General features: G+C 70.9%; 17 protein-coding genes and 1 tRNA gene. 4 read left to right on the top strand and 14 right to left on the bottom strand.

Annotation, left to right across the window (positions count from 1 at the left end):
• The first annotated feature begins 511 nt into the window (after nt 1–511).
• Together OHA17_RS19220 and OHA17_RS19215 are read left to right on the top strand one after the other, a co-directional pair.
• The gene (locus tag OHA17_RS19220) at nt 512–2,023 is read left to right on the top strand and encodes an MFS transporter (protein WP_398874115.1); all 1,512 of its coding nucleotides are present in this window, start codon (nt 512–514) and stop codon (nt 2,021–2,023) included.
• 108 nt (nt 2,024–2,131) lie between these two features.
• A complete protein-coding gene (locus tag OHA17_RS19215; RefSeq protein WP_406507606.1) occupies nt 2,132–2,926 on the top strand; it encodes a TetR/AcrR family transcriptional regulator in 795 nt (264 codons plus the stop codon).
• Nucleotides 2,927–3,223: 297 nt separating this feature from the next.
• Here OHA17_RS19215 and OHA17_RS19210 read toward each other — a convergent pair whose 3' ends face one another.
• From OHA17_RS19210 to OHA17_RS19200, 3 genes are all read right to left on the bottom strand, one after another.
• Nucleotides 3,224–4,042: a YceI family protein gene (locus tag OHA17_RS19210; protein WP_053725873.1), complete on the bottom strand. Its 819-nt coding sequence runs from the start codon at nt 4,040–4,042 to the stop codon at nt 3,224–3,226.
• A gap of 202 nt (nt 4,043–4,244) precedes the next feature.
• The gene (locus OHA17_RS19205; RefSeq protein ID WP_406507605.1) at nt 4,245–6,713 is read right to left on the bottom strand and encodes an MFS transporter; all 2,469 of its coding nucleotides are present in this window, start codon (nt 6,711–6,713) and stop codon (nt 4,245–4,247) included.
• 57 nt (nt 6,714–6,770) lie between these two features.
• The gene (locus tag OHA17_RS19200; protein WP_053725875.1) at nt 6,771–7,241 is read right to left on the bottom strand and encodes a MarR family winged helix-turn-helix transcriptional regulator; all 471 of its coding nucleotides are present in this window, start codon (nt 7,239–7,241) and stop codon (nt 6,771–6,773) included.
• 250 nt (nt 7,242–7,491) lie between these two features.
• Here OHA17_RS19200 and OHA17_RS19195 point away from each other — a divergent pair, with 250 nt between their 5' ends.
• The gene (locus OHA17_RS19195; RefSeq protein WP_406507604.1) at nt 7,492–7,710 is read left to right on the top strand and encodes a hypothetical protein; all 219 of its coding nucleotides are present in this window, start codon (nt 7,492–7,494) and stop codon (nt 7,708–7,710) included.
• Nucleotides 7,711–7,728: 18 nt separating this feature from the next.
• Here the strand turns inward: OHA17_RS19195 and OHA17_RS19190 are convergent, their stop codons facing one another.
• The 9 genes from OHA17_RS19190 to OHA17_RS19150 all read right to left on the bottom strand — a co-directional run bounded on the left by OHA17_RS19190 (nt 7,729) and on the right by OHA17_RS19150 (nt 13,295).
• Nucleotides 7,729–8,487, bottom strand: coding sequence for a hypothetical protein (locus OHA17_RS19190; protein WP_406507603.1), 759 nt, complete (start codon nt 8,485–8,487; stop codon nt 7,729–7,731).
• A gap of 59 nt (nt 8,488–8,546) precedes the next feature.
• Nucleotides 8,547–9,398 carry an RNA polymerase sigma factor SigF gene (locus OHA17_RS19185; protein ID WP_053725878.1) on the bottom strand — a complete coding sequence of 284 codons (852 nt, stop codon included), beginning with the start codon at nt 9,396–9,398 and terminating at the stop codon, nt 8,547–8,549.
• 246 nt (nt 9,399–9,644) lie between these two features.
• On the bottom strand, nt 9,645–10,520 hold the full coding sequence (locus tag OHA17_RS19180; RefSeq protein WP_053725977.1) for an RNA polymerase sigma factor SigF: 876 nt from the start codon (nt 10,518–10,520) through the stop codon (nt 9,645–9,647).
• A 220-nt stretch (nt 10,521–10,740) separates the two neighbouring features.
• Nucleotides 10,741–11,034, bottom strand: a complete 294-nt coding sequence (locus tag OHA17_RS19175; RefSeq protein ID WP_053725879.1) for a Dabb family protein — start codon at nt 11,032–11,034, stop codon at nt 10,741–10,743.
• Nucleotides 11,035–11,077: 43 nt separating this feature from the next.
• On the bottom strand, nt 11,078–11,239 hold the full coding sequence (locus tag OHA17_RS19170) for a hypothetical protein (protein WP_189965863.1): 162 nt from the start codon (nt 11,237–11,239) through the stop codon (nt 11,078–11,080).
• Nucleotides 11,240–11,677: 438 nt separating this feature from the next.
• Nucleotides 11,678–11,762 (bottom strand) — tRNA-Ser (locus OHA17_RS19165).
• A gap of 58 nt (nt 11,763–11,820) precedes the next feature.
• Nucleotides 11,821–12,249 (bottom strand): tRNA adenosine(34) deaminase TadA, encoded by a 429-nt coding sequence (gene tadA / locus OHA17_RS19160; protein ID WP_053725978.1) that lies wholly within the window; start codon nt 12,247–12,249, stop codon nt 11,821–11,823.
• Between the two features lie 44 nt (nt 12,250–12,293).
• Nucleotides 12,294–12,842, bottom strand: a complete 549-nt coding sequence (locus tag OHA17_RS19155; protein WP_406510762.1) for a hypothetical protein — start codon at nt 12,840–12,842, stop codon at nt 12,294–12,296.
• A gap of 273 nt (nt 12,843–13,115) precedes the next feature.
• The gene (locus OHA17_RS19150; protein ID WP_398874100.1) at nt 13,116–13,295 is read right to left on the bottom strand and encodes a hypothetical protein; all 180 of its coding nucleotides are present in this window, start codon (nt 13,293–13,295) and stop codon (nt 13,116–13,118) included.
• A 123-nt stretch (nt 13,296–13,418) separates the two neighbouring features.
• Here OHA17_RS19150 and upp point away from each other — a divergent pair, with 123 nt between their 5' ends.
• A complete protein-coding gene (gene upp, locus OHA17_RS19145) occupies nt 13,419–14,054 on the top strand; it encodes a uracil phosphoribosyltransferase (protein WP_053725981.1) in 636 nt (211 codons plus the stop codon).
• A gap of 49 nt (nt 14,055–14,103) precedes the next feature.
• Here the strand turns inward: upp and OHA17_RS19140 are convergent, their stop codons facing one another.
• Nucleotides 14,104–14,724 carry a LytR C-terminal domain-containing protein gene (locus tag OHA17_RS19140; protein ID WP_406507602.1) on the bottom strand — a complete coding sequence of 207 codons (621 nt, stop codon included), beginning with the start codon at nt 14,722–14,724 and terminating at the stop codon, nt 14,104–14,106.
• Nucleotides 14,725–14,837: 113 nt separating this feature from the next.
• Nucleotides 14,838–15,134 carry a type II toxin-antitoxin system VapB family antitoxin gene (locus tag OHA17_RS19135; RefSeq protein WP_053725882.1) on the bottom strand — a complete coding sequence of 99 codons (297 nt, stop codon included), beginning with the start codon at nt 15,132–15,134 and terminating at the stop codon, nt 14,838–14,840.
• Nucleotides 15,135–15,197: the final 63 nt, after the last annotated feature.

The raw sequence follows: 15,197 nt of genomic DNA, 5'->3' as shown, positions 1-15,197 counted from the left end.
CTGCGCGAATGTGCCTGTCCTTCGGCCGCAGGCCGTTCGTGGCTGGTCGCGCCCACGCGGCGGAGCCGCACGATGTCACAGCCCCGCGCCCCTAGCGGCGTCGGTGCTGGCCCGCACGGGGCATTTCAGCCCGTCCGGCGTTTGAGGACGAGCGCCCTTCAGGCGCGATACGGGGTCTGGGGCGGAGCCCCAGGAAACCGGCTTCCGCCCCTTCCCCCACCCCCGGCGGGTTTCGGGAAGGGGTGGGGTGGGGGATCCCGGGGTCTGGGGCGGAGCCCCAGGGCGCCTCTGCCGGGGGGCTGGGTCCCCGGCGCTCGGGGCGCGTGTGCGCCGGAGGCGCGAGCGTGGGCTCCAACGAGCCTGTTGTTGCGGCCGGTTGAGGCATTCGACCGTTTGGTTCGGCAAGCCTTCAACCCACCGCGCCCATAAATCGCTTTACGGCGTACAAGAACTTCCCTTACGGTGTACATCGCTCACCCACTTACACCGTATAAGGAGTCAGGGAGCCGCAATGACGGCAACGACAGCCGAGAATCCGACCACCCCCACCGGGCACCCGCAGCGCTGGCTGATCCTCGGCGTCATCTGCGTCGCCCAGCTCACGGTGCTGCTCGACAACACCGTCCTCAACGTAGCCATCCCCTCGCTCACCACCTCGCTCGGCGCGTCCACCGCCGACATCCAGTGGATGATCAACGCGTACTCGCTGGTCCAGTCGGGCCTGCTGCTCACCGCGGGCAGCGCGTCCGACCGCTACGGACGCAAGAAGATGCTCGCGGCGGGCCTCGCCCTCTTCGGCATCGGCTCGCTGGCCGCAGGCCTCGCGCAGAACTCGGGGCAGCTGATCGCCGCCCGCGCGGGCATGGGCGTCGGCGGGGCGCTCCTCATGACCACCACGCTCGCGGTCGTCGTCCAGATCTTCGACGACGAGTCCCGGGTCAAGGCGATCGGCATCTGGGCCACCGTCAACTCGCTCGGCTTCGCCGCGGGGCCGCTGATCGGCGGGGTCATGCTCGACCACTTCTGGTGGGGCGCGATCTTCCTGGTCAACATCCCGGTCGCGGTGCTCGGCCTGATCGCCGTCGTCGCCCTCGTACCGGAGTCGAAGAACCCGCAGGGCGACCGGCCCGACCTGCTCGGGGCGCTGCTCTCCACCATCGGCATGACCGGTGTCGTGTACGCGATCATCTCCGGGCCCGGCCACGGCTGGCTCTCCGGCCATGTGCTGGCCTCGGCGGCCGTAGGCCTGGTGTTCCTCGCGGCGTTCGTACGCTGGGAGCTGTCCATCGAGCACCCGATGCTGGACATGCACTTCTTCCGCAACCAGAAGTTCATCGGCGCGGTGGCCGGCTCGATCCTGGTCGCGTTCGGCATGGGCGGCTCGCTGTTCCTGCTGACCCAGCACCTCCAATTCGTGCTCGGATACGGCCCGTTGGAGGCGGGTGTGCGCACCGCGCCGCTCGCGCTCAGCGTCGTCGTGCTCAACATGTCCGGGGTCGGCGCGAAGCTGGTCACCAAGGTCGGCACCCCGCGCGCCATAGCCATCGGCATGACCGCGAACGCGGCGGGGCTCGCCTCGATCGCGCTGCTCGGCGGGCACAGCTACGGCGGCACGCTGCTCGGCCTGGTCGTGATGGGCGCGGGCATCGCGCTCTCCATGCCGGCCATGGCCAACGCGATCATGAGCGCGATCCCGCCGGAGAAGGCGGGCGTGGGCGCGGGCGTGAACGGCACCCTCGGCGAGTTCGGCAACGGGCTCGGCGTGGCGGTGCTCGGGGCGGTGCTCAACTCGCGGTTCGCGGCGCTGGTGCCGGTGGCCGCGGCCTCGCTGCCCGCCGCGCTCGCCGCCGCGAAGGGCGACGCCGAACGGGGCCGGATCGCGGACGCGTTCGCCTCCGGCCTGGAGACCAGCCAGCTGGTCGGCGCGGTCGCGGTGCTCGCGGGAGGGCTGCTGGCGGCGGTCCTGCTGCACCGCGCGGAACGAACCGCGCCCGCTCCCGCCGAGGCGGCTCCCGCCGCATAGCATCGAGAGGGGTGAGATCCCCGAATTCCGGACATACCCCCTGAGGGGCGTGCCCTTACGAACAGGACCCCGAGGGGTCGGCAGGACCAAGGCCCGAGGAGGGCGGCGATGGTGTCGGCGGCGGACCGTACGAAGGATGCGGCGCGTACCAGCGTGTGGCTCGGGAGCAAGGCGGGGAACCGGGCGCGGCGGGCGGAAGCCCCCGCGTCCGCCGAGGGCGGCCCGGCCCTCGACCGGGACCGGATCACCGCCGAGGCCGTACGGCTGCTCGACGCCGAAGGGGCCGCCAAGTTCTCCATGCGGCGGCTCGCGGGCGAGCTCGGCGTGACCGCGATGTCCCTGTACTGGTACGTCGACACCAAGGACGACCTCCTCGAACTCGCCCTCGACTCGCTGTTCGCCGAGATCGAGCTGCCCGACATGGAGGACGAGTCGGCCGACTGGCGCGACCAGCTCCGCGCGATCGCCGCCGGCTACCGTGCGATCTTCGTCCGCCACTCCTGGGCGTCCGCGCTGATGGGCCGCTACCTCAACATCGGGCCGAACTCGATGGCCTTCTCGCGCACGGCCTGGCGGCTCCTGGGCCGGACCGGGCTGCCACCGCACGGGCAGATGGGCGGTCTCGCCGCGGTCTTCCAGTTCGTGTACGGGTTCGGCACGATCGAGGGGACGTTCGTGCGGCGCTGCGAGGACGCGGGGGTCACGCAGGACGAGTACTTCGCCCAGGCGATGGGGGCGCTGAACGAACGGCCCGAATACCGGGCGCAGTTCGAGGACGCGGCGGAGTTGATGGCGGCGCGGGGTGGGGAGACGGTGGAGGAGATGCGGCAGCGCGACTTCGACTTCGCGCTGTCGCTGCTCGTGGCGGGGATCGAGGCGCTGAGCACGCGGGGCTCCGCCTGACCCGGGGGATCCCCCACCCCGCCCCTTCCCGAAACCCGCCGGGGGTGAAGGACCCTGGGGCTCCGCCCCAGACCCCGTATCGCGCCTAAAGGGCGCTCGTCCTCAAACGCCGGACGGGCTGAAGATGCTCGACCCTGCCAGGGTCGATCCTGCTAGGGGCGCGGGGAACTGCGCGAGCACCACGTACGGTCCGCGGCCGAAAGAGGGGGTTAGGGGCGCGGGGAACTGCGCGACCGGCTCCCACCGGCCCGCGCGGAACGCACCGCACCCCCCGCCCCGGCAGGGCCGGCCGCAGGGTCAGACGCCCGGCAGGGTCTCGCCCTGCACGGTCTGGATGTCCAGCTCCACCCGCAGCGTCGTGCCGATCGCCGAGATCCCCGCCTGCACCACCTGGTTGTAATGCATCGCGAAGTCCTCGCGCCGCAGCTCCGCCGTCGCCCGGTAGGCGGCTCGCACCCCGCCCCACGGGTCCGGACCCGTACCCAGGTAGGAGAGGTCGAGGTCGACCTCGCGGAGCACTCCGTGCAGGGACAGCGAACCCCGTACCGTCCAGCGGTCCGGCCCGGCCGGGACCAGGTCCGTGCTGCGGTAGGTGATCTCGGGGAAGCGCTCGACGTCCAGGAAGTCGGGGGACTTCAGGTGCCCGTCGCGCATCGCGTTGCCCGTGTCGATGGAGGCCGCGCCGATGACCGCCTCGACCCGCGACTTCTCCAGGTCCTCCGCGATCTCGATCCGCCCGCCGAACTCCCCGAACCGCCCGTGCACACTGGAGATCCCCAGGTGCTGGGCGACCGCGCCGACCGACGAGTGCGCCGGGTCGATCGTCCACGGGCCCGGCGGAGGCAGCTCGACGCCGCCGGACCGGGCCAGTACCACCGTGCCGACCGCGGCCCGGCCGCTCGCCGTGACCAGCGCGGTCGAGGCCGCGGGCGCGTACCCGACGGCCGTCACGATCACCGTGTACGGGCCCGGCGCGAGCGCCACGTCCGCCGACACCGAGCCGTCCTCCGCCGCCGAGGCGCGCAGCACCTGCGTGCCGGTCATGTCGGTCATCGTCACCACGGCGTGCGAAACCGCCCAGCCGTCGCGCGTCCGTACCTGTGCCCGCAGTCCCATCCCGTTTTCTCTCCTCAAGTGCAACTCAAGTGCACAAGGCCAAGTGCAAAAGGCCATGTGCAAAGGCCGGGCCCCGGGGGCGGGGCGGCCGGCCGTCCCCTGCCCGCCGCCCCTTCCCCGGGGCCCATTTCCACGCCGGGTGCGAACACCGCCTCCGCTCGAAGCGGCGCCGCACCCGGGGGTCTGTGAACCGCTCGCCGAACTACTCGCCCGGGTGGGCGAGTTCGACGTCGTGGCCGTCCACGCCGCGGCCGGCCACGGTCAGCGAGCCGGCCACCGGCGGGTAGCCGGTCGCGATCAGCGTGTACTCGCCGGAGTTCAGGTCGGCGAAGGCGTACGCGCCGTCGTCGCCCGTCGTCGTGCCCGCGACCACGTTGCCCGCCGCGTCGAGCAGCGTGACCCGGGCATCCGCCAGCGGACGCCGGTCGCCGCCGCCCCGGATCGTGCCCTGGACCAGCGCGCCGGCCTGGAGCGCGGCCTCGATGCGGGTCACGCCGTAGCCCGCGATCTCCACCGGCAGCGCCAGCGGGCGGAACCCGTCGGCGTTGACCGCCACCGTGACCTGGCCGGGAACCAGCTCACCGAAGGTGAACTCGCCCGCCGCGCCCGACTTGCCCGTCGCAAGCAGATCGCCGCGCACATCGGTCACGATCACCATCGCGCCCTCGACGGGCGCCCCGGTCTCGGCCGCCTTCACCGCGCCGGTGAGGCCGCTGGTGCCGGACAGGAGGATGTCGTACGCGAGCGGTTCGGTGCCCACGACCACGGTCGAGGCCTGCGGCTGGAAGCCGTCGGCGGCCGCGATCAGGACGTACGAACCGGCGCCCGGCGCGGCGAGCAGGTACCCGCCGTCGGGGCCCGCCACCGCGCGGCCGAGCTGGCTGCCGCCGAGCGAGATGAGCGTGACGGCTGCGGAGGCCACGGGCGCTCCCTCGGCTGCCCGGACCGTGCCCCGCACCGGAGTGCCTTCGAGCATCGCGGTGGCGGCCACGGGTGCCTCAACTGCTGCTGCCTGGGCGGGAATTGGGGCCGTGGCCGGAGCCGGGGCGGCCGCGGGCGCCTGCTCGGTCTCGGTCTTGGCCGCGCCGACCGCATGGGTACGCAGCGGGATCTCCTTGATGAACAGGGTGATGAAGAACGCGAGCAGCGCGCACGGCGCCGCGTACAGGAACACATCGCCGACACCGTGTCCGTACGCGCTCTCGATGACGGTACGGATCGGCGCGGGCAGCGTGGCCAGGTCCGGGATGCTGCCGGAGCCGCCGCCGTTCTTCGCCGCCGCGGCACCCTGCGGGCCGAGCGCGGTGAGGCCGTCGGTGACGTAGTGGGTGACCCGGTTGGCCATGACCGCGCCGAGCGCCGAGACGCCGACCGCGCCACCGAGGGAGCGGAAGAAGACGACGACGGAGGAGGCCGAGCCGAGGTCGGCGGGGGAGACCTGGTTCTGGGTGCACAGGACCAGGTTCTGCATCATCATGCCGATGCCGAGGCCCATCAGCGCCATGTAGATGGCGAGGTGCCAGTACGGGGTGTCGTAGCGCATCGTGCCGAGCAGACCGAGGCCCGCCGTCACCAGCACACCACCGCTGACCAGCCAGGCCTTCCACTTGCCGGTCTTGGTGATGACCTGCCCGGAGACGGTGGACGCGATGAAGAGTCCGCCGATCATCGGGATCGTCATGACACCGGACATCGTCGGCGTCCTGCCGCGCGCCAGCTGGAAGTACTGGGAGAAGAAGACCGTGCCGGCGAACATCGCGACACCCACGAAGAGCGAGGCGAGCGAGGCCAGCGTGATGGTGCGGTTGCGGAAGAGGCGCAGCGGGATGATCGGCTCGCTGGCCTTCGACTCGGCGAGCACGAACAGCGCGCCCAGCGCGATCGAGCCGCCGACCATGGCGTACGTCTGCCACGAGATCCAGTCGTACTTGTTGCCCGCGAAGGTCACCCAGACCAGGAGCAGTGAGACCGCGGCGCTGATCAGGAAGGCGCCGATCCAGTCGACCTTGACGTCCCGCTTCACGACGGGGAGCTTCAGGGTCTTCTGCAGGACGATGAGCGCGATGATCGCGAACGGCACGCCGACGTAGAAGCACCAGCGCCAGCCGAGCCAGTCGGTGTCGGTGATCATGCCGCCGAGCAGCGGTCCGCCGACCGTCGCGACCGCGAACGTGGCGCCGAGGTAGCCGCTGTAACGGCCGCGCTCACGCGGCGAGATCATGGCGGCCATGATGATCTGGGCGAGCGCGGAGAGACCGCCGACGCCGATGCCCTGCACGACTCGGCAGGCGATGAGCATGCCCGAGCTCTGGGACAGACCGGCCACGATCGAGCCGGAGACGTAGATGACCAGGGCTATCTGAACCAGCAGCTTCTTGCTGAAGAGGTCCGACAGCTTGCCCCACAGCGGGGTGGTCGCGGTCATCGCGAGCAGCGAGGCCGTCACGACCCAGGTGTACGCGGACTGGCCGCCGCCCAGGTCGTTGATGATGTGCGGCAGGGCGTTGGAGACGATCGTCGAGGACAGAATGGCGACGAACATGCCGAGCAGCAGCCCGGACAGCGCCTCCATGATCTGCCGGTGAGTCATCGGCGCGCCGTCACCGGCGGGCGCGTGCCCGCCGTGCTTGGCGTGGCCGCCCCGCACACCGGCTGGTGTGGTCGTAGCCATGAAGTTCCTTGTCTTGTACGTCTGTTGGGCAGGTGTACGGGTGTGGTGCTGGTGGTGCTAAGCGGGCGGACGGGGCTCGGGGGCCCGGACGTGGGGGGCCCGGCAGTCCCCGAAGGAGTCGCGCAGGCGGGCCAGCATCGTGTTGAGCTGCCCGACCTCGTCGTCGGTCCAGTCCTTGAGGGTGTGCGCGAACATCTCCGTGGTGCGCAGCCCGAGATCGTCGATCATGACCTGGCCGGCGGGGGTGAGCCGCAGGATCCGCGAGCGCTTGTCGGCGGGGTCGGCGGACCGCTCGATCCAGCCGCGCTGCGCGACGTGCGCGACGTGACGGCTCGTCACCGACATGTCCACCGCGAGGAGTTCGGCGAGCCGGCTGATCCGCATCTCGCCGTGCCGCTCCAGGAGGGTGAGCACGGCGGCGGACCCGCCGGGGCACTCGGGCGGCAGAATCCGCGCGAGCCCGCGCTTGACGGCCCCGATGGCACTGAGCTGCCGGGCGAGCTCCTCGTAAAGGCTCTGTGCGGCCATGGACGACACCTCCCGACATCTTGTTGCTTCGGGCAACCATAAGATTGTTGGTTGCCGAAGGCAAACTAAATGCGGGGGTGGGCGGCAAAGGAAGAGCAAAGCCTTTGCATGCGAAAACCCAAGTTGCAGGTGAGGCGCGTTGCGGCCGTCTTCGCGGAGTCTTCACGAGGGTGTGGGGGTTGGCTCGCGGGCGTGTTCGCGCGGGGGCGGGGGTTGGGCCGGACCCCCATCTTCGCTAGGGTCCTGCCCCATGGCACACAACCCCCACGCGCCCCAGGGTCCCGAGGGCAACTACGACCCGGCGGGCTCCACGCAGATGTTCCGCGCCTTCGTCGACGAGGGCGCCCCGCAGGGCCGCCAGGCGGCAACCCCGGCGGCGGCTCCGGCAGGCCCGCGCGTCGGCCTGATCGTCGGAGTGGTCGCGGTGATCGTCATCCTCGCGGCGGTGGCCTGGCTGGCGCTGGGCTGACCGGCGGATCCGGGCGAGTCACTTCCAACCGGCCGTCACCGACCGCGTCTCCACATGCATCCCCAGCGGCACTCGCCAGGCCTCCACGCACACCCCGTAGGTATGTGAGGAAACCGCCCCCGCGGCAATCGGCACCGGGAGCGGCTGGCTGGACGTAATGGTCGCCCAGTCCACCCCGAGCAGCCCGATGATGTGCGTCGCGAACATGACGCTGCCCGACTTCACCGCCGTACCCCCGCTGTTGCGGAACTGGACGGTCACGTTCTCGCACCAGCGGTGATCCCCCGCCGAACGGCTTGGCGCCCCGAGGCTGAGCACCGCGGGCCCGGCGGGCCCGGCGGAGCCGGAAGGCGTACCGGACGGGGCAGCGGGACTGCCCGGCGCCTTGGGCGCGCCCGGTGAGCCGGCCGAGGGCGAACGCCCGGGTGCGGCAGGGGACTTGGCGGGGCCCGGAACCACCGGGGTCGCGGGTGTCTGCCCGGCCGGAGCGCCCGGCCCCGGCGGCACCGAAGGCGTACCGGTACCGGTACCAGGGCCCGCACCGGGGCTCGTACCCGAAGATCCGGACGGGCCCGGCGCGGCCGAACCGTCCAGCGGGACCAGCCGAACCCCGTCCCGCGGCGGCACCGCGTGGTCCGGGGCCGAGGGGCCGGGACCCGCTGCCCCGACCGCCACGTACCCGGACCGCTCCCCGCCGCCGGCACAGGCGGCGAGGGCGCCGCCCAGGCCCAGTACCACCACCGCCGAGACGCCGATCAGCGCAGCACGTCGTCGCATCGCGCCAGTGTGTCTGACGGAGCGTCAATTAACCAGGGGGGAACGGGAGTCGGCGAGGGTCAGTCGGAGATGAGGCCCTCGCGGAGCTGGGCCAGCGTGCGGGTGAGCAGGCGCGAGACGTGCATCTGCGAGATGCCGACCTCCTCGCCGATCTGCGACTGCGTCATGTTCGCGAAGAAGCGGAGCATGATGATCTGCCGTTCCCTGGGCGGGAGTTTGGCGAGCAGCGGCTTCAGCGACTCGCGGTACTCGACGCCTTCGAGCGCCGTGTCCTCGTAGCCGAGCCGGTCCGCGAGCGAGCCCTCGCCGCCGTCGTCCTCGGTGGCCGGGGAGTCGAGCGAGGAGGCGGTGTAGGCGTTGCCGACCGCGAGCCCGTCGACCACGTCCTCCTCGGACACGCCGAGAACGGCGGCCAGTTCGGGGACGGTCGGCGAGCGGTCGAGCTTCTGGGCGAGCTCGTCGCTGGCCTTGGTGAGGGCGAGCCGCAGCTCCTGGAGGCGGCGCGGCACCCGCACCGACCACGAGGTGTCGCGGAAGAACCGCTTGATCTCACCGACGACCGTGGGCATCGCGAACGTGGGGAATTCCACGCCCCGTTCGCAGTCGAAACGGTCGATCGCCTTGATCAGGCCGATCGTGCCGACCTGGACGATGTCCTCCATCGGCTCGTTGCGGCTGCGGAACCGGGCCGCCGCGTACCGCACGAGCGGCAGGTTGAGCTCGATGAGCGTGTCGCGTACGTACGTGCGCTCCGGGCTGTCGGTGTCCAGCGTGGCGAGGCGCAGGAACAGGGAGCGGGACAGCGTGCGGGTGTCGATTGCTGCGGTGTTTGCGGCGTGTCGGCGCACGGTCGGTGCGGGTGCGCTCTTGGTGAGCGTGAGCACCTTCGAGCTGCCCTGTTCTGCGGACATGCCACCCCCTTGAGGTCGCGGACGGTCGCGTTGGGCTACGACCATCGGAGGAAGCAGCCTCCACCTGAATACCGGAGGCGGGGCTGCGGCAAACGCGGTTTCCGCAGAATGTCACATGTCGGCAACACGCTGTAGTGACATGTCGACAAGGTGGGCCCGCGTACGTGCAGGAAACAGGGGGTGTGGGGTTTTTCGGTCGGAAATTTTTTACCGGCCCGAGACGGGAGCCCGGCTCACTCGAACCGGTTATGCCTCGATTCGATTTGCGGATCGAAGTCGGGCGAAGCTCCTGGCCAGGAGCCTTGACACATGCATCTGCGACACTCCCAATTCCTGACTGATCTGGGACTGCGTCAGATTGCTGTAATAGCGGAGCATCAAGATCCGCTGTTCGCGTTCGGGCAGTTGTACGAGAAGGTGGCGGACCAGATCGCGGTGTTCGACGCCGGCGAGCGCGGGGTCCTCGTAACCGAGCCGGTCGAGCAGGCCGGGCAGTCCGTCGCCCTCCTGGGCGGCCTCCAGGGAGGTCGCGTGGTACGAGCGGCCCGCCTCGATGCAGGCGAGCACCTCGTCCTCGCCGATCCTGAGCCGCTCGGCGATCTCGGCGGTGGTGGGGGAGCGGCCGTGCAGGGTCGTCAGGTCCTCGGTGGCGCCGTTCACCTGCACCCAGAGCTCGTGCAGGCGGCGCGGGACGTGCACGGTGCGGACGTTGTCGCGGAAGTACCGCTTGATCTCGCCGACGACGGTGGGCATCGCGAAGGTGGGGAACTGGACGCCGCGGTCCGGGTCGAAGCGGTCGATCGCGTTGATCAGGCCGATCGTGCCGACCTGGACGACGTCCTCCATGGGCTCGTTGCGGCTGCGGAACCGGGCCGCCGCGTACCGCACGAGCGGCAGGTTGGCCTCGATCAGCGCCCCGCGCACCCGGCCGTGCTCCGCGGTGCCCGGTGTGAGCCCCTTGAGCTGGCCGAACAGGACCTGGGTGAGGGCGCGGGTGTCGGCGCCCCTGGTGGAGGTCCTGACGGGGCCTCTGGGGCCCTCCGAGGAGTCCTGGGCGGGCACTTCGGGGGCGTCCTGGGGCTCGTTCTGGGGCGGCACTTGAGGCGTAGTACTGGCCGGCACGGTCACGCCACCCCTTAGTCTTCGGTCAACTCATCCGTCAAAAGCGGTCATAGCATCACAAGACATGTCCACTGTGTGCAAGCACCGTATAACCACGTGTTGAGGGCAAGTTGGGGCAGATGGCCCCGGTCGGAGGGTCGCGGAGGCACGAAAAAGCCCCGCACCTCTCAGGCGCGGGGCCGGGCTGCGTACCGGATCCGTCGAGGGATCGGGCACCGGCTCAGAACGGGTAGTCGGCGATCACCCAGGTGGCGAACTCGCGCCACTGGCCGGCCGCGGCCTGGTGCGCGGGGTGCTCGATGTACCGCTTGAGCGCGTCCGCGTCCGCCACGGCGCAGTTGATGGCGAAGTCGTACGCGATCGGCCGGTCGGTGATGTTCCAGGCGCACTCCCAGAACTCGATCTCGGGCACGAGGCCGTCGAGCTCCTGGAAGGCTTTCACGCCGGCGACCACACGCTCGTCGTCGCGCCCGACGCCCTCGTTGAGCTTGAACAGGACCAGGTGGCGGATCATGGCTTCTCCTACGACTACGTCTGTGACGACAGGGTGGACGGGCTCAACGGACCAGGTTGGTCATGAACTCTCCGACGCCCTTGGCCGCGCTGGATATGCCCTCGAACCCGGTCTGGACCATCCCGGCGGCCTGCACCGGCGACGTGATGATCGTGTACAGCACGAAAACCACGGCGATGTAGAGCAGGACCTTCTTGACGTCCACTGTGCCTTGCCCCTCCCCGGCGACGGCGTTACCCCTGTGCGGTCGGGTGAGTCTAACCGCCACTTGGCCGGTACTCACCCGGCCTTTAAGGACCAAGGGCCCGGTGATCGGGGCCCTTTGCCCGACGGTAAGGACGTGACGGGAGAGCAGGATGGTTCTTGAGCCCACCACATCTGGCAGGAATGCGGCGGGCGAGGAACAGGACCTCACTGCGGGGTCCGCGCCGCGAGCTTCCCCCCTGACTGCGGCGCAGGGCTTGCAGGTTCTGTTCGCATCGGGGGGAGCGGCTTGTCCCCCCGATGCCGCTCCCCCCGTCCTGACGTCGAAGCCCCGGTCACTCCCCCCGACCGGGGCTTCTTCGCGTCCGGGCAACGTCCGTCCGGTCTCGCGGACCGGGCACGCAAGAAGGGCCCCGACGCTGTCGGGGCCCTTCAGAAGCGGTAGCGGAGGGATTTGAACCCTCGGTGAGTTTCCCCACACTCGCTTTCGAGGCGAGCTCCTTCGGCCGCTCGGACACGCTACCGAGAGAGAGCTTAGCCCAAGGTGGGCCGTGGTTTGAAATCGGTTCGGGGAGAGCTGGGTCACCGCTGTCGGAAGAAGGCCGTCAGCTGCGCCGAGCACTCCTCTTCGAGGACGCCCGCGATCACTTCGGGGCGGTGGTTGAGGCGCTGGTCGCGCACGAGGTCCCACAGCGAACCGGCCGCGCCCGCCTTCTCGTCGCGGGCCCCGTAGACGACCCGCTCGATCCGGGACTGCACGATGGCGCCCGCGCACATCACGCACGGCTCCAGGGTGACGACGAGCGTGCAGCCGGTCAGCCGCCACTCGCCCGTCCTGCGCGCCGCGCGCCGGATCGCGAGGACCTCGGCGTGCGCGGTCGGATCGCCGGTCGCCTCGCGTTCGTTGTGCCCGGCCGCGAGGAAGGCGCCGTCCGGGGCGAGCAGGACCGCGCCGACCGGCACATCGCCGGCCGACTCGGCCTGTGCGGCCCCGGCCAGGGCGGAGCGCATCGGCTCCGCCCACCGTTCGCGTACGGGATCGTGCGGGTGGAGCACTAGCGGACGGCCTCCAGGACCTCGGCCGCGCCCAGCGCGTCCGCGATCGTCACGAGGGCGTCGCCGTCGAGCGCCAGGAGGCGACGCTCGCTCACTCCGAGGTCGGCGAGGATCGCGCTCTCGCCGAGCGGCCCGGCCGGTGCGGCGCCGTCCGACGGCTCGCCGCCGTCCGGCTCGTCCGCGGCCCCGGCCGCTTCGTCCTCGTAGCCGTCCTCCGTGCCGTCGAGGTCAAGGGTGTCCAGCTCGTCCTCCTCGTCGTCCTGGTCGTGGCCGAGCAGTTCGTCGGTGAGCATGGCCCCGTACGAGGAGCGGGCGGCGACGGCGGCGTTGGAGACGAAGACGCGCGGGTCCTCCTCGCCGTCGACGCGGACGACGCCGAACCAGGCGTCCTCCTGCTCGATGAAGACGAGCACCGTGTCGTCGGCCCCGTCGGCTGCTGCTTCCCGGGCCAGGTCGGCCAGATCCGACAGCGTCTCCACATCGTCGAGCTCTGTGTCGCTCGCTTCCCACCCGTCTTCGGTGCGCGCGAGCAGTGCGGCGAAGTACACCGTGACTCTCCCACTGGTCATAGGCGTGCCGGTTGGGGGTCCCCCCGGCTGTGGCTTCATTCGGAATCGTGGCAGAAAACACCGCCGTTGCGAGAGTTCTTCCGCGGTTGCGTTTTTCCGGTCGTCGCGAACGCGGGGTTCGACCCCTCGTGATCACGGTCCCCGACGCGCCGTGATCACGAGGTCCGACGCGCCGGGACCACGCCTTCGGGCCGCCGCCGTCAAGGGTTCCCGATCGCCGTGATCACGGGCCCGGCGCGCCGTTTCGCGGGGTCACCAGCGGAAGGTTCGCATGCGCATGGCCTGGCGCATCCGGGCGGCGCGGGCGCGCCGGGGCTGGACCCGGTCGCGCAGCGCTTTCGCCTCGTGCAGTTCGCGCAGGAACTGGGCGCGCCGTCGTCGCCGGTCCGCGTCGCTCTCCGGTTGTCGCTCCGCGTCGTGCTCGTCCGGCATTGGCTCACACCGCCCCGGGTCGTCTCCTGCCTCCCACCTTCCCCCCGTTCGGGCGCTTGACGCCAGTGCGTAAGGGCACCAGGTGGGACGCGGGGCGGCTACGCCCCGGCTACTGTGGACGTCATGCGGATCCATGTCGTCGACCACCCTCTCGTGGCGCACAAGCTCACCACGCTGCGCGACAAGCGCACCGACTCCCCGACCTTCCGGCGGCTCGCCGACGAGCTGGTCACCCTGCTCGCCTACGAGGCCACCCGGGACGTGCGCACCGAGCAGGTGGACATCGAGACCCCGGTGACGCCGACGACGGGCGTGAAGCTCTCGTACCCGCGCCCGCTGGTGGTCCCGATCCTGCGGGCCGGCCTCGGCATGCTCGACGGCATGGTGCGCCTGCTGCCGACCGCGGAGGTGGGCTTCCTCGGCATGATCCGCAACGAGGAGACCCTGGAGGCCTCCACCTACGCGACCCGCATGCCCGAGGACCTCTCCGGCCGCCAGGTGTACGTCCTGGACCCGATGCTGGCGACCGGCGGCACGCTGGTGGCGGCCATCCGCGAGCTGATCAAGCGCGGCGCCGACGACGTCACCGCCGTGGTGCTGCTCGCCGCGCCCGAGGGCGTCGAGATCATGGAGCGCGAGCTGGCGGGCACGCCGGTGACCGTGGTGACCGCCTCGGTCGACGAGCGCCTCAACGAGCACGGCTACATCGTGCCGGGCCTGGGCGACGCGGGCGACCGGATGTACGGGACGGCCGACTAGCGGTCGGGTTCCCGTACGGGACCGCCGGCGCGGTCCCGTCAGAGGGTTCTCAGCACTTCCCCGAGGGCGCGGGTGCGGGCTTGGCCAGAGCGGCCAGCGCCGTGTCCGCGTCCTTCGGCGTGTTCAGGTCGGCGAACGTCGTGCCCAGAATCAGATCGATGTCCGGCGTGTTGCGCGTGTCGGTCTTCGGCGTGGCGCCCTTGAGCTGTGCGCCCAGTACGGAGAAGGGGCCGCCGGTGGCCGCCGGGGCGCCGAGCAGTATCCCGTTGCCCGGGACCTTCTTGTCGTACGCCTCGGGCGCGTTGCCGACCTTGCCGATCGCGAAGCCGCGCTTCTTCAGCTCGTCGGCGACCGTCTTGGCCAGGCCCGCGCGCGGGGTCGCGTTGTAGACGTTGACGGTGATCTGCGCGGGCTTGGGCAGCGCCTGGGGGGCGCCCGAGGCGCCGGGCGATGGGCAGTCCTTCTGGTGGGCCGCCGCTTTCGCCTTCCCGCCGCCGCCGAAAACGTCGATGAGCTGGATCGTCCCCCAGCCGATCAGGCCGAGGGCCACGATCGCCCCGACGAGCGCGAGGACCAGCCGGCCGCGCCTACGAGGACGTCGCATCCGCGGGTACGCGTCACCCTTGATGCGGTACTTTCCGCCCATGCCGGGGGGAGTGAGCATGCTCATAGGCGCAGGGTAGTGCCGACCCGGGACGATGCCTACTAAATGATCAACGGTTGGCGCGCGTGTGCGCCCGTATGCGCCTCAAAGGGTCCGAAAGGCTCACCCGGCTGTCGCACTCAGTCCATTTCGAGTACGCGGGCGTGCAGAACCTGGCGCTGCTGGAGCGCCGCCCGAACCGCCCGGTGGAGCCCGTCCTCCAGATAGAGGTCGCCCTGCCACTTCACGACGTGCGCGAAGAGGTCGCCGTAGAACGTGGAGTCCTCCGCGAGGAGGGTCTCCAGGTCGAGCTGCCCCTTGGTGGTCACGAGCTGATCGAGCCGGACCGGGCGCGGCGCGACATCCGCCCACTGCCGGGTGCTTTCCCGGCCGTGGTCGGGGTAGGGCCGCCCGCTTCCGATGCGCTTGAAGATCACACGGAAAGCCTACCGGGCGAGCGGCTCCGGGCGCAGCCATGGAGGGCGAGTGCAATCCTGGGC

It is taken from the genome of Streptomyces sp. NBC_00212 (genome assembly GCF_045206365.1).
GTDB lineage: Bacteria > Actinomycetota > Actinomycetes > Streptomycetales > Streptomycetaceae > Streptomyces.
This window is presented reverse-complemented; position numbering and strand designations above follow the sequence as displayed.

Excerpts from the sequence above, each read along its gene's own strand:
- OHA17_RS19175 (WP_053725879.1), bottom strand. The coding sequence starts at position 11,034 with ATGATCCGCCACCTGGTCCTGTTCAAGCTCAACGAGGGCGTCGGGCGC.
- OHA17_RS19150 (WP_398874100.1), bottom strand. The coding sequence starts at position 13,295 with ATGCCGGACGAGCACGACGCGGAGCGACAACCGGAGAGCGACGCGGAC.
- tadA (WP_053725978.1), bottom strand. The coding sequence starts at position 12,249 with ATGCGCTCCGCCCTGGCCGGGGCCGCACAGGCCGAGTCGGCCGGCGAT.
- OHA17_RS19210 (WP_053725873.1), bottom strand. The coding sequence starts at position 4,042 with ATGGGACTGCGGGCACAGGTACGGACGCGCGACGGCTGGGCGGTTTCG.
- upp (WP_053725981.1), top strand. The coding sequence starts at position 13,419 with ATGCGGATCCATGTCGTCGACCACCCTCTCGTGGCGCACAAGCTCACC.
- OHA17_RS19140 (WP_406507602.1), bottom strand. The coding sequence starts at position 14,724 with ATGAGCATGCTCACTCCCCCCGGCATGGGCGGAAAGTACCGCATCAAG.
- OHA17_RS19190 (WP_406507603.1), bottom strand. The coding sequence starts at position 8,487 with ATGCGACGACGTGCTGCGCTGATCGGCGTCTCGGCGGTGGTGGTACTG.
- OHA17_RS19205 (WP_406507605.1), bottom strand. The coding sequence starts at position 6,713 with ATGGCTACGACCACACCAGCCGGTGTGCGGGGCGGCCACGCCAAGCAC.
- OHA17_RS19195 (WP_406507604.1), top strand. The coding sequence starts at position 7,492 with ATGGCACACAACCCCCACGCGCCCCAGGGTCCCGAGGGCAACTACGAC.
- OHA17_RS19220 (WP_398874115.1), top strand. The coding sequence starts at position 512 with ATGACGGCAACGACAGCCGAGAATCCGACCACCCCCACCGGGCACCCG.
- OHA17_RS19200 (WP_053725875.1), bottom strand. The coding sequence starts at position 7,241 with ATGGCCGCACAGAGCCTTTACGAGGAGCTCGCCCGGCAGCTCAGTGCC.
- OHA17_RS19215 (WP_406507606.1), top strand. The coding sequence starts at position 2,132 with ATGGTGTCGGCGGCGGACCGTACGAAGGATGCGGCGCGTACCAGCGTG.
- OHA17_RS19185 (WP_053725878.1), bottom strand. The coding sequence starts at position 9,398 with ATGTCCGCAGAACAGGGCAGCTCGAAGGTGCTCACGCTCACCAAGAGC.